Annotated in this window: 12 protein-coding genes; 3 read left to right on the top strand and 9 right to left on the bottom strand. The window is 43.9% G+C overall.

What is annotated here, in order from left to right; genetic code table 11:
* Positions 1 to 2 precede the first annotated feature (2 nt).
* The 3 genes from ACX0G7_RS03215 to ACX0G7_RS03205 all read right to left on the bottom strand — a co-directional run bounded on the left by ACX0G7_RS03215 (position 3) and on the right by ACX0G7_RS03205 (position 4,303).
* Positions 3 to 2,249, bottom strand: a complete 2,247-nt coding sequence (locus ACX0G7_RS03215) for a patatin-like phospholipase family protein (protein ID WP_458921978.1) — start codon at positions 2,247 to 2,249, stop codon at positions 3 to 5.
* 86 nt (positions 2,250 to 2,335) lie between these two features.
* A complete protein-coding gene (locus ACX0G7_RS03210; protein ID WP_458921977.1) occupies positions 2,336 to 3,418 on the bottom strand; it encodes a COX15/CtaA family protein in 1,083 nt (360 codons plus the stop codon).
* Between the two features lie 48 nt (positions 3,419 to 3,466).
* Positions 3,467 to 4,303: a sulfite exporter TauE/SafE family protein gene (locus ACX0G7_RS03205; protein WP_458921976.1), complete on the bottom strand. Its 837-nt coding sequence runs from the start codon at positions 4,301 to 4,303 to the stop codon at positions 3,467 to 3,469.
* An 89-nt stretch (positions 4,304 to 4,392) separates the two neighbouring features.
* Between ACX0G7_RS03205 and ACX0G7_RS03200 the strand changes: the two genes are divergently transcribed.
* Positions 4,393 to 5,013, top strand: a complete 621-nt coding sequence (locus ACX0G7_RS03200) for a ribonuclease HII (protein ID WP_458921975.1) — start codon at positions 4,393 to 4,395, stop codon at positions 5,011 to 5,013.
* 115 nt (positions 5,014 to 5,128) lie between these two features.
* Positions 5,129 to 5,440 (top strand): hypothetical protein, encoded by a 312-nt coding sequence (locus tag ACX0G7_RS03195; RefSeq protein ID WP_458921974.1) that lies wholly within the window; start codon positions 5,129 to 5,131, stop codon positions 5,438 to 5,440.
* Between the two features lie 174 nt (positions 5,441 to 5,614).
* Here ACX0G7_RS03195 and ACX0G7_RS03190 read toward each other — a convergent pair whose 3' ends face one another.
* Positions 5,615 to 6,217, bottom strand: coding sequence for a GNAT family N-acetyltransferase (locus ACX0G7_RS03190; protein WP_458921973.1), 603 nt, complete (start codon positions 6,215 to 6,217; stop codon positions 5,615 to 5,617).
* Between the two features lie 20 nt (positions 6,218 to 6,237).
* On the bottom strand, positions 6,238 to 6,849 hold the full coding sequence (locus ACX0G7_RS03185; protein ID WP_458921972.1) for an L-threonylcarbamoyladenylate synthase: 612 nt from the start codon (positions 6,847 to 6,849) through the stop codon (positions 6,238 to 6,240).
* Positions 6,850 to 6,978: 129 nt separating this feature from the next.
* Here ACX0G7_RS03185 and ACX0G7_RS03180 point away from each other — a divergent pair, with 129 nt between their 5' ends.
* Complete coding sequence (locus ACX0G7_RS03180) at positions 6,979 to 7,863, top strand: cupin-like domain-containing protein (RefSeq protein ID WP_458921971.1); 885 nt, start codon at positions 6,979 to 6,981, stop codon at positions 7,861 to 7,863.
* Between the two features lie 728 nt (positions 7,864 to 8,591).
* Here the strand turns inward: ACX0G7_RS03180 and ACX0G7_RS03175 are convergent.
* The 4 genes from ACX0G7_RS03175 to ACX0G7_RS03160 all read right to left on the bottom strand — a co-directional run bounded on the left by ACX0G7_RS03175 (position 8,592) and on the right by ACX0G7_RS03160 (position 12,529).
* Positions 8,592 to 9,239: a hypothetical protein gene (locus tag ACX0G7_RS03175; RefSeq protein ID WP_458921970.1), complete on the bottom strand. Its 648-nt coding sequence runs from the start codon at positions 9,237 to 9,239 to the stop codon at positions 8,592 to 8,594.
* Positions 9,240 to 9,377: 138 nt separating this feature from the next.
* Positions 9,378 to 10,412 carry a 2-oxoacid:ferredoxin oxidoreductase subunit beta gene (locus ACX0G7_RS03170; RefSeq protein WP_458921969.1) on the bottom strand — a complete coding sequence of 345 codons (1,035 nt, stop codon included), beginning with the start codon at positions 10,410 to 10,412 and terminating at the stop codon, positions 9,378 to 9,380.
* Between the two features lie 419 nt (positions 10,413 to 10,831).
* Entirely contained in the window at positions 10,832 to 11,125 is a 294-nt protein-coding gene (locus ACX0G7_RS03165) for an RNA recognition motif domain-containing protein (RefSeq protein ID WP_458921968.1), read from the bottom strand.
* A gap of 192 nt (positions 11,126 to 11,317) precedes the next feature.
* Positions 11,318 to 12,529: a TCR/Tet family MFS transporter gene (locus ACX0G7_RS03160; RefSeq protein ID WP_458921967.1), complete on the bottom strand. Its 1,212-nt coding sequence runs from the start codon at positions 12,527 to 12,529 to the stop codon at positions 11,318 to 11,320.
* Between the last annotated feature and the right edge of the window lies 1 nt (position 12,530).

Here is a 12,530-nt window from a genome sequence, read left to right as displayed (position 1 = left end):
TCTTACTGCATTCCCACCGCAGGAGGCGGTTGCAGAAGTTTTAGCACCTGGTCGAAGGCCTTCTGATTATTATCATTATCCAGCGCTTCCGCAATATTTCTTTTCTCTCTTTTGGTTAGATGAAAACTAAGTGCTGCCCGGCCATCTTCTTTTTTTGGCACATACTGGAAGGATATCTTGTGTAACTGGTGACCAATAACTGCCTGGGTGAGGCCCAACAGGTCATCCTGGTTATATTCCTGCATTTTATACCAGTTAAATTGTAACAGAAGCAACGGTTTTGTAACCAACTCCGTAACATCGGTTGATTCATAAGGATTCTCCCAACCACCGCTTTTCCTGTCTTTTATCTGTATCAATACAAGTCCGCTGGTATTCTCACGGATCCAGTCCCGGAAAACCTGTACAAATCTTATCGCAGATTCCTGTCCGTAATTATCGCGCAACCCGGCGTCCATTACATCTATTACCGGTGTGGTAGGCAGCCAGACATTTGGGAGCACGTAAGGAAAAGTGGCATTCATTCTTAAGGCCGTCAGTACCCGGAGGTTCATGGGGTCCTGTTTCGAGAACAGGGCCTGGTAGTCTACCGCATCTGCATCAATGGCCATCATGTTGGTGGTGTCATGTACAGGTTTCATAAGGAAACTCACAGGCTGAGTGCTGATAATAAGCTTTCTTCCATCTCTGGTAATAACAGAATTGAAGAACATCAGGGGAACCCGGGCTGCTGTTTCGTCTGCAGTAAAATCGCGTAGTTGTTTGTTCAGTAATCCATGTGTGTTTTCATTGAGTTTTTGCTCAAAGGCATAACCTCGGTCCTTGATATACTGGTATTCTCCAACCTTAAATTTTTGAGCGGGTGAAGCAAGGTCGCGGGCTACAAAAGAGGTGAACAGGGCATTTAAAAGGTCCTGGGAAATGTCATCAACATAACTTTTGTCCTGCATGTTGATCTTTTTTCCTGCGAGCTTTTCTTTATACAGCTCCCTGAAATAAGTAGCCCCAAGCATACCTCCCGATGCCCCAGTGATCAGGAAGGTCTTGTTCATCAACTCACCGTTATGAAGGCTGTCAAGCCTTTGCAGAACATTCATGGTAAAGCTTGCGCTCCGGTTACCTCCGCCACTGGTATTGATGATATACATCAGTGGTTTGTCAGTATGTTGCTTCGCCTTCCACTTGTTGAGGATCCCGATCATGTTTTCTTTATCACGCTGCACATTTTTTTCAGACATCATGTTCATGATCTGATCACGGTCATAAACAGGTCTTTCCTTCCTGTTATTATAGTTAAGCCCGTATGCCTTATTGCTGGGATCGATCACATCATACTTATACAGCAGGTTCATGATCGCGAAAAGCAAAATCATTACAGGCAGGCTGTAGCTTTGAAGGAAATAAGAAAATGCTCCTGACACCGCAATGAGTATCGCAAAAAATATGGTGATCCCTGAAGCAGCCGGTAGCTGAAACAAGGGTTCATCTGACCAGAACCCGATAAGGATAAGGAACAAAAACGCTATAAATATTGAAAGCACTGCAGCAAAATGATGACGGCTGAAAACTGATTCGATGAATTCGTTACTATAATGCGAAACATCTCTTACCTTTTTTAGTCTTTGCATCGAATTGAGATACCACTCAACTTTTATCAGCCGGCTGCCATGTAATTTTCTTTCCCGTTTTTTGAATTGTGCCTTTATTAGTTCGGGATTTGTAATAACGGGAGTAAGCCTTCGGATGATACTTATATCTGCACGAAAAAAATAAAACAATGAGATGGCGACTATCAGGGTCAGGCCGCTCAGAAATCCACTGACCAGGTAGATCACTTCAGTAGCAGACATCAACTCTTTCCTGGTGTCAAATAAGATGGCTTCTATAAAATAATATATAAGGAATGTGAGCGGTATCACCCCGTTGTTGATACAATACTTCAAAAATGGTTTGGTAGTGGTAGCGAGAAAATGAAAGTGGCGGCTGAAAAGAATGAATGTGGTGATGTTCCAGCTCATGATAAAAATCCCGATTGAGATTCCCACAATAGCAGCACTCACAAAATTTACCTCGCCCAGGTATTCAGGTGCAAGGAAAAGAGAATCAGCACCATAGTTTTTCATAAATGAACCGCCGACTGTGCTAAACAGGAAATACCAGAAAATAAGTAGAATCTGGAACTTTTTTAAGTGTAACAGTACCAGCTGAAGCGGAAATGAATAATATAGTCCACGGAAAAATGACTTCATGCAGGGTCTGGTTTCAGGCGCCGAAAGCACATCGGCTCAATTAAGCGTTAATTTACACTAATCTAAACGAAATGTAAAGCCGTAGATTATAGGGAATGCTTAAAAGATTTACCTGTGGTAAGATACCAGATTGCAACAAGGCTTAAAACGAGTAACATGCCGGTCACCTGGTGAAGTTCAGCCATCCATTCAAAAGAACCCCATTTACCGGGAACAATTCCCGGGCTGATAATAACGGAGCTGATTCCGAGGATAGCCTGCACGAGAACAAGAATGGCGGCAATAGCGGCAGCTTTACGAAGGTAAGAGGATGAGTTTTTACTACGGCGTATTTTTACCCCAAGGGCTATTATCAACACGAGCAGAAGATAAGCGAGCATCCTGTGAATAAAGTGAATCGTTTGCGTGTTCTCGACAAAATTCAGCAGAACAGGTGTTTCACTTAAGATCTTTGCCGGAACAAAGTATCCGTTGATATCCGGCCAGGTTGGTGCGGCGGTCGCTGCTTTGTGCCCCGCCATCAATGCTCCGTAAATTAACTGGAAGAACAAGATCCCCAATATAACCAGGACGCCGTTTTTGAGTCTGGGAACTGCGAATCGTTGTCGCTCCGGAACGGAGAGTTGTAAAGCAAACCAAAACGCATACGAAATAAGCACCATTGCAAACACAAAGTGCAGCGCAAGCCTTGTAGGTTTTACATATAATGCATCGCCGGTTAAACCACTTGCAACCATGATCCAGCCCACTGCACCTTGTAATGCCCCAAGAAGAAATAAAATCAACAGTGGAAAATACATGTCTTTGCGAAGATGCCTGCGTGCGACCAGGTAAATAAATCCTGCTATAAATACCACACCTATCAATCTTGCCCAAAAACGATGGAACCATTCCCAGAAAAAAATGTATTTAAAATCAGACAGGGTAAAGTCCATATTGAGCAAGCGGAACTGGGGTGTTGCTTTGTACTTTTCGAACTCCTGCAACCATGCGCTTTCGCTGAATGGTGGAAGCGTGCCGGTAACAACGTTCCATTCGGTGATAGAAAGCCCGGATCCTGTTAACCTTGTAATTCCCCCGAGAATAACCTGGATGAGTAACATTACAACACCAATATAAATCCAGGTAGCTACAGCTTTTCTTGAATGATTCTGCTCAGATGTGTGCATCGCGGAAGCAAAGTTAGGGAGGAAATGCGCACGTAAGTTGTTTTTGAATTAAAGCCATAATTCTTTAACTATTATATAGATACCCATTATCAGTATAGCCCAGCCGAACGCTTTTTTCAATGTTTCCGCAGGTATACGGTCACTCAGCCTGCTGCCGATCATTATACCGGTTACAGCCAGCAAGCTAAAAAGCAGCATAAGCGGCCAGTTGAACGGTTGCCCGACTATACTGATGCTGAAAACGAATCCGAACAAGGAATTGATAGCTACAATAAGCAGCGAGGTGCCCACCGCAATTTTCATTGGCATGCGGATGATCAATACCAGTGTCGGAATGATCAAAAATCCGCCGCCTGCACCAAGCAACCCTGTTACTAACCCGATAAGCAGGCCGGGTAAAACCAATACAAGGTTTGGCTCGGGGCTGTCATGTGCAGAAGGGTGGCCGGCGTTGCCCGTGTGAGCGTCATTTTCGACGTGACCTGAACCCGGCTCATTACCGATCATTGATATGGCTGCACCAAACATCAGTAAGGCAAATACCACCATTAGCAGCATGTCCCTGGTGACCCTTATACTGCCGATATTGAAGAGGTGGTCCGGAATTGAGGGGAGCAAAAAATGACGGGCAATAAAAATCGCCAGGATCGAAGGGATTCCGAAAAGGGCGACCGCCCTGAAGTCAATAAGTTTCTTGGTATAGGCTTTAGCGCCACCTACAAGACTTGTAATGCCGACAATAAAAAGGGAATAGGTGGTTGCCATCAATGGGTCTACGTGCAACAGGTACACCAAAACCGGAACGGTAAGTATAGAACCCCCACCGCCAATCAGGCCAAGCGAGATTCCGATGATCACTGCAATAACATATGCCAGGATTTCCATGTATTTGAAATTTATCCACTTTGTTGTGGATAAGAAAACTGCGCGGCAAAGATGGAAAATTAAAGTGATTCAAATGGCTTGTCTTATTTTTGAAACGAAACAAGGAATCTGTGCAGGTATATCATCAATATGAGTATATGGAAGCCGGCTGCGATGAGGCCGGTCGTGGTTGTTTGGCAGGACCGGTGTTTGCAGCAGCAGTTATTTTACCCCCGCTTTTTTTTCATCCATTACTAAACGACTCAAAACAGGTAAAAGAAGAGGACCGCAATGTTCTCCGCGGCTTTATTGAGAAACATGCTGTTTCATACGCCGTAGCCCGGGTCGACCACGATGAAATTGATCGCATCAACATTCTCAAAGCTTCATTCAAAGCCATGCACCTGGCGCTTGACCAGTTAAAAAAACGTCCGGGTTTTCTGCTTATAGATGGCAACAGGTTTACTGCTTATAACACAACTCCCCATGCCTGCATAATACAGGGAGATGGCATATATGCATCCATTGCAGCCGCAAGTATTCTCGCCAAGACCTATCGCGATGAATATATGATCAAGCTGCATGAAGAATATCCTCATTACAAGTGGAGTTCCAATAAAGGTTATGGCACCAGGGCTCACCGCGATGCCATAGACACTCACGGCATCTGCCCTTACCATCGCAGAAGTTTTCAATGCTCAAATATTTCCTTCGCAGATCTGGAAGATTAATTCTCCAAATAATACTGTGACCCCTGCGGTTTGCACTACAGTTAATGTTTTGTTAGCGGTTAAACCTTTGATTTACCTGGTGTTCTGATATATAGTAACAACTTAAAAGGCAACCATGAAAGGTAAAATCATTATCACACTTACAGTCCTGATTACCCTGGCAATGTCCAGCGCAGATGCACAATCAGTGAGAGAAAAAAGGCAATATCAACGTGACAGGATCAGCAAAAGCTATGAAAGGGGTAAGATATCAAAGCAGGATCGTCAACGTATTGCCCGCGAAAGACATCATTACGTTCATGGTAAATATTACGGCCGCAATGAACGCAGGTACGGTTACCGTGAAAAAAGATACCAGCGTTATGACAATCGCAGGAACACACGTTACGGGTATAACTACAGGAATGGATTGAGAAGATTTGACTAACAGTGATTGATAGATGAGCGTCCTACGCAATGATGGCATTAAGATTTTTGTACGGAACGATCGGATAAAAAAGCAGTTAAACGGTTTATGGATAGCTGATGATTAGTGTTTAATGTTGATGTTTGCAGATCCCGCCCTCGTGGCGGGATCCTGTTTTCACGAGGCTCCATAACATCAAACCATATCGCTGAAAAAACTTTGTTTTCTTTCGTCCCATTCATTTCGAAGTAATCCAAAATACATGGTGTCGCGTCTCCGGTTCGAATGCATCTGCATATGACTCCGGAGAATGCCTTCAGGAATGAGACCAACTTTTAATATGGCGGCTTTTGATCTTTCATTGGCGGCATCAGTCTTTATTTCCACCCGCTCCATCTTCATGGTTTCGAAAGCATAGCTTAGCAAGGCAAATTTGGCCTGCCTGTTGATTCCTGTGCCCATATATTCTTTGCCTAACCAGGTCCAGCCAATCTCTACCCGATTATCTTCGAACGAAATATTGCCATAGCTGGTGCAGCCGCAGATTTGTTTTGTGTCCTGGTCAAGGATAACAAGGGGCATTCGTGTTCCGGCAGCTTTTCCTTCAAATGCTTCATCCATCCAGCTTTTCAATTCGCCTGGCTTGCTCAGGTCCTGTTTGAACCAGGTCCAGATCTCGGTATCATGGGTCAATGGTTCCAGCGCATCAAAATCTTCAGGTTTCATTGGCCGGAGAATTACCCTTGAGGTTTCCAGCATAAAACCTTCCGAAAAAAATTTGCCGTACTCTGGTTGCATAGTCTCTTTTTGCAAAGATATCAATCTGTTACCCATTCCCCTAGTCCTGCACGTGTAACTATGGGCTCATCACCTGTACAGTCAATAATGGTGGAAGGAACGGTACCACCTATGCCACCGTCCACAACGATGTCCACCAACTTGTGAAAGTTGGTATGGATCAGTTCGGGATCTGTATACTCCTCCACCATTTCTCCAGGGAAAGTGGCGCTGAGAATCGGGTGACCAAGCTCCCTGACTATTGATAAGGCGATCAGGTTATCGGGAATCCGGAGTCCTACGGTGTTTTTCTTACTTTTTAAAAGCTTGGGCACTTCTTTGCTCGCGGGAAGGATAAAGGTGTATGGCCCGGGAAGATGGCTCCTGATTAAACGGTACAAAGGAGTAGACAAGCTCCGCGTGTACTGGCTCATATCGCTGATATCGGAGCACACAAAAGAAAGCTGTGCTTTCTGGGGATCAACATTTTTTATCCTGCAAATTCTTTCTATTGCCCCGGGATGAAAAATATCACAGCCGAGGCCGTAAATCGTATCGGTCGGATATACAATTACTCCGCCCTTACGCAGGGTATCAACAATGGTCTTGATATTTCTTGGTTGAGGATTCTCAGGATGGAGAGGTAATAGCATAATAACAGTTTGATTTGTGCGACCCAAAAAAATGTGCCTGATCTAAAAGATATGTCAAAATGAACATTTTATCGGGGTGGCAGTTATCTGATAGATGAATTTAATATTAAATTTGCCCAAAAGTGAGCTATGCAGTTACAACCTGTTGATACAGTAAATTCTATAAGTGCGCATGAATTTCAGCAGCGTTACTACAAGCCGATGAAACCAGTGGTGATCAAGGACATGGCAAAATCCTGGCCGGCTTATCAGAAATGGAACTGGGACTACTTTAAATCGATAGTTGGTGATAAGGAAGTTGCGCTTTATAATAATATCAAAAGCGATGCATATACCCCTGTGAATGCTGCTGACGACTACAAAACTTTTGGTGAATATATCGACATGATCAGTAAGGGACCCGCTGGCTGGAGAATATTTCTCTTCAATATTTTTGATCATGCCCCGCAGCTGACCCAGGACTTCTCGTGGCCGGATGATTATATGAAAGGTTTTATTAAAAAGTATCCCATGCTTTTTGTGGGTGGCGAAACCAGCATCACCCATATGCATTTTGATATGGATCTTTCTCATATATTTCATACTCAGTTTGCAGGACGCAAAAAAGTGTTGCTTTTTCCGTATGAAGAGCAACATAAACTCTATCGTAAGCCATTTGAGGTGATGAGTATGGCAGATTTTTCAAATTATTACCAACATAATGGCAAACCAGATTACCAACAGTTTCCCGCATTAAAACACGCAAATGGGTATGAAGTTGTACTTGACCATGGAGATACGCTTTTTATGCCCGCCGGGTACTGGCATCATATGGAATACCTTGACAGCGGATTTGCCATGAGCCTGAGAGCCATGCAATCTTCAATCGGCGGTAAACTCCATGGAGCCTGGAATCTCATTGGTATGCGGCATATTGATACACTTATGAAAAAAACTGCCCCTAAATGGTGGTATGACTATAAAAAAGAAAAAATTTTCAAAGCAGCAGAAAAAGAGCTTTCAAGCTTGTCATAGCAAGGAAGACAGGTGATTCTGTTTATTGATTTGCATTAATTAAACTTTGAAAAAGACTGGTTATTAAAGTTTTTTCAAAAAAATATTGATATTCTAGAAACTAGTCTTTACTTTTACCACGGCTCATGCAGCACGACGCTTCCTGACTGCGTGTCTCCAGCCTTCTTAATCCAATCTCTCTATTATCCCAAACATCCAATTTCTATTTTCTATCAATTTAATTCAGATCCTGATTTTTGAAGTTGCAATCTTCAAAATTTTGGTGTCTCTGTTAACGATCTCCGCACCCCTTGAATGCTGATGTTTGTACCCCTATTTTCGTTTGTGCCTTCAATTTTTCGTTGATTTATCATTATTGCTTTATGTTATGCAAAGCAGTGGTTCCATGCACTACTTGTGACTCCTGAGTCGGGTTTTGTTTGCTGAAATTACTATGTTAATGCTGTTGCATATGTGATATACATTTATCAACTGAACATATTACATCCGAAAAACCCTTCATTTAAAGTTACTATTGATAACCTCGCAACTTCTTTCTTTTTGTGGTTTCAGAGGTAAGCACAGGCCGGCGATTTCAATCGCTGGCATTTTTTTTTCGGTTAACTGTTAGCGTTATAACCAATTGATTTCGGAACGACGATCTGAGCGTTGATACCTGCAATTATTTTCTTTGGTTCTTTAGATGGATGGCAATGCTATGTTTCAATGAATCGTCAGTCTTTTCACAGTCAGTTTTTCGTACGGATCTCTTTTAACAGCTGAATTATCTGCGGCAGGTTCTCCGGGCGAACCGGGATGCCAAAAGAAGAACACCAGCTAACTTCATTAACACCTTTAGATGGACGGCTAACCAGGTGTTGTACATTCAACTTCTTTTTTTTATTACGCATGTATAAAAACCAGAACTCATCCTGCTCTGTATCGATGGCATCGACCTCTTCGGGATCTACTGTGAAATAAATTGTTTCAACGAGGGAGTCATCGCTGAGTATCATCAGGTTGTTGCCTTTATAATATTTATATTCTATAGAGAGCGAGTCATTTCTCCAGCCGGCATCTATGGTAAGCATCACCTCAAGATCCTTCCAACGGGTATTGAAGACGCCCCGCAGCAGGGGAAGTAAAGCTTCGCGGGCTTTCTGTTTCCTATCCGTCCCGGTCTGTAACGATTGCGTAGCCTTTCCCGGCAGAGTTACATATACGTGAAAATATTCACCTGAATTATCATAGTTCCCCGGCAGGGATGACGCCGGGCTTCCAGAGACCAGGTCAAAATATTTTTTGACTGTGTGCGAGGGTGGATTCATTGCATGAACCCTGATTGTTGGGATTAAGCCGATGCCGGCTGTAAGCAGCAAAACTGAGACTTTTTTCATGGGATGACGGTTGGATATATAACCCCATTATCCCAGGTATATTGTATGCGGAAGCGGAGACTTTTGATCTATTCGAAACCTTTTAAGCTACTGCCCTGAATGCCAGATGATTCGTTAACCAGGAACCGCCGCCCGGAATCAGGCAAGGATTTCCCAGGTTTCCCTTCCCCTGAGCAATTTATCGAGGTCAGCTTTCCCCTTAGACGCGATCACATCTTCAATCTGGAGGTTGAGCGTATCTTCATAACATGCACGGTCGGCTTTGTAAAAAACACCGAATGGCCGTGGTAAGTGGCCCTCTACACGCGGGTCATCAAACATTCTCACCAGGATCTGGGCCTTATAAAAGTCCTTTTCATCATGTACCCAAAGGTCATCAGCGCTATAACCATCATTGAGATCGACGACTATTGGTTTGAAACCGTCCAGTTTGATTCCCTTGTTCTGACCGGCACCAAAAATCAGCGGCCGACCCTGGTCCATGAATAGCCCCTCCTGCGGTTTTGTGCTTTTTTCGGTGAAAATCTCAAAGGCGCCATCATTGAAAATATTGCAGTTCTGGTAGATTTCGAGGAAAGATGCACCATGGTGCGCATGGCTTCTTTTTAACATATCCTGGAGATGTTTCGGATCCCTGTCCATACTACGTGCTATGAATGTAGCATCAGCACCCATGGCCAGGGCCAGGGGATTAAAAGGATGATCCAGGCTGCCGTATGGTGTCGATTTCGTAACCTTGCTTTTTTCTGAAGTCGGCGAGTACTGGCCTTTCGTCAGTCCGTATATCTGGTTGTTGAACAATAGAATGTTGACATCAAAATTGCGCCTTAACAGGTGAATAGTATGGTTTCCGCCTATACTCAGGCTGTCTCCATCACCTGTAACGATCCAGACGCTTAGTTCCGGCCGGGTCGCCTTCAGACCCGAAGCGATCGCGGTAGCACGTCCGTGAATAGAGTGCATACCGTAAGTATTCATATAATAGGGAAAGCGTGAGCTACAGCCAATTCCCGAAATAATGACAATATTCTCTTTTGCAACCCCGATTGTGGGCATGACCTTCTGAACCTGCGCAAGGATCGAATAATCACCACAACCCGGGCACCACCGTACTTCCTGGTCGGTTGTAAAATCTTTGGCAGTCAGAGGAACGGCATTTATAGTCTCACTCATCTAATGTTTTTTCGTTCTGTAAAGGTATTTCTTATTTCTGTAACACTAAGTCACTGAAGACAGGCGCCGGCAATTTTACAAATTTATTACGCCATTGAAAGGGCTGTCGACTTGTTGATCGTTCGGATAATTTGTACAAGGTTTCAGGGAATTATAATTATAGGCATAAAAAAAGCTTTGATAGCCGGTAGAAACCGGTGGTCAAAGCCCTTCCTATTAACGCTCAAAAACGAATACGAATCTAAACGCCTGCGCAGGGCTTACCCCCGTATAAAAAGTGTTTTCCCGAGGTTTTTTTCCCATTGCGAATCGGAAAATTTTATTATTCATCAGCCGGGATAGGAGTTTCGCGCTCAGGTACCCGCAAAAAAAAAGAGCCACAAGGGCTCTTCGCGTATCGAACGGTGATCGATTGAAAATTAACGGCTGAAACTTCCTTTGCGTGCAAAGGGTCTGTTGCCTGTTTTTTCTTCACGTGGGCGTGCTACTGCTACACTGATGGTCCTTCCATCAACAACAGCACCGTCCAGTTCCTGAATAGCCTTGTTTGCAGCTTCTTCATTAGGCATTTCTACAAATGCAAATCCACGTGACTTGCCAGTAAATTTGTCTTTAATAACTGTTGCAGAACTAACTTCTCCGTAGTCTGCGAAATAGCTTTCAACGTCTTCATCAATGACGTTAAAGCTAAGATTTGAAACATAAATGTTCATACTACATTAACTGATTAAAATGATTAAATTCCAATCTGAAAAAATACAGGGGAGTAAAGATGATTACGAGCTACCAGCGTAAAACGGGGAAATGATCGTGAACTAACCTTAAAACTGTGAATCTCAAATTGAGTCCGCAAATATACTCAATAAAACTGGAATTAAATACTGAATTCGCTTCATTCGTTAAAATTAACTTGCTTTTTTAAAGCTCCTGTAAGCCAGCACCGTGCTGATAAGTGTAAGCATTGACCCCGCAAGGAAAGGAGCTCCGGGAAGATTTATCTTTCCATTTGGCCGGGTAAACCAGGCAAATAATGTTGTCATCAATGGCGGCCCGATAATCGAAGTTACACTCATCAGGCTCGTCAGCCCTCCCTGCAGTTCGCCCTGTTCGTTGGCCGGAACCTGGTTACTTATGATTCCCTGTATCGCCGGGCCGGCTATGCCTCCCAGGCAATACACAACACTAAAAGCAAACATCATCCACCCCTGGTTCGCCAAACCGAACAAAACAAGCCCTATGCTGTACAATAATAGTCCTGTGTAGACGCTTCTCTCGTTGCCAAGCGCAGGGATCATCTTCCTGATAAGCAGTCCCTGCACCAGAAAGATGAGCAGGCCAATCACCCCCAGCGAATAACCAATCATTTTTTCATCCCACCTGAATTTTTCAATGGTATAAAAAGTCCACGTGCTTTGAACCGCGTGGGCGGCAACATATACAAGTACAAGTGAAATAATAAGCCCTGAAATCTTCGGATATTTTCTTAACTGAACCAGTGATCCCATGGGATTTGCCCTGCGCCATTCAAACTTCCGGCGGTTTTCAGGCGGCAGCGACTCTGGTAATACAAAGTAGCCATAGGCAGCGTTTAACAGGCTCAGCCCCGCTGCGGTAAGGAATGGTGTGCGTGTTCCCACGCTGCCAAGTAGCCCACCCAAAACAGGACCTATGATGAAACCAAGACCAAAAGCGGCCCCAACCATTCCGAAATTCTGCGCTCTCTTTTCAGGCGGGCTGATATCAGCTATATAGGCAGTGGCGGTGGTGAAGCTGGCACCTGTTATTCCCGCGATGATGCGGCCAATGAATAACCACCATATAGTCGGAGCAAAGGCAACAAAGATGTAGTCGATACCAAATCCAATTAAAGAAAACAATAACACCGGTCTCCGCCCATATTTATCACTGAGATTACCAAGCACCGGCGCAAAAAGAAATTGCATGATTGCATATGCGAATGTGAGCCAGCCACCGTACTCTGAAGCTATGCTGTTATTTTCACCCGTCAGATTCATGATCAGTCGTGGCACCACCGGGATAATTATACCTAAACCAATTACATCAATCAGAATCGTAACAAAGATAAAACCCATTGCAGCCTGTCGGGATGGAGCCATA

The sequence above is a fragment of the Flavitalea antarctica genome, from assembly GCF_054461535.1.
Note: the sequence above shows the minus strand (reverse complement) of the source record. Positions and strands in the feature narration are given on the sequence as shown.